Annotated in this window: 1 pseudogene; it reads right to left on the bottom strand. The window is 48.2% G+C overall.

The annotated features are described in order from the left end of the window. A pseudogene (locus KDM89_RS22235) lies at positions 1-234 on the bottom strand (capsule biosynthesis GfcC family protein); the annotation flags it as partial. Positions 235-278 lie beyond the last annotated feature (44 nt).

Below are 278 nucleotides of genomic sequence, written 5' to 3'. Positions count from 1 at the left end.
ACCGGCATTCGCCAGATATTTGTCAACTGTCGTACCCTTACGCCAGATGACAGAAGCTTCCTGATTCACGGCGCCAAAAATGTGCACAAAGTCAGGGCGGCTAGGAATGATGAGCTGATCGCCATTCTCCAGTTTCAATTGTGGCAACTTATCGACATTTTCATCATTCGCAGACAAATCTAAAGAAACACGTCCTGTCGCCTTCAATTCACGCATACGCGCCAAGGCCTGCATGCCAGACTCTTGCTCACTCTTAACTTTCAATGCGGCTAGTTGTG

Source organism: Cognatundibacterium luofuense (assembly GCF_018139685.1).
Lineage (GTDB): Bacteria > Pseudomonadota > Gammaproteobacteria > Burkholderiales > Burkholderiaceae_D > Undibacterium > Undibacterium luofuense.
The sequence above is the reverse complement of the archived record's forward strand: the minus strand, read 5'-3'. Positions and strand labels throughout refer to the sequence as shown.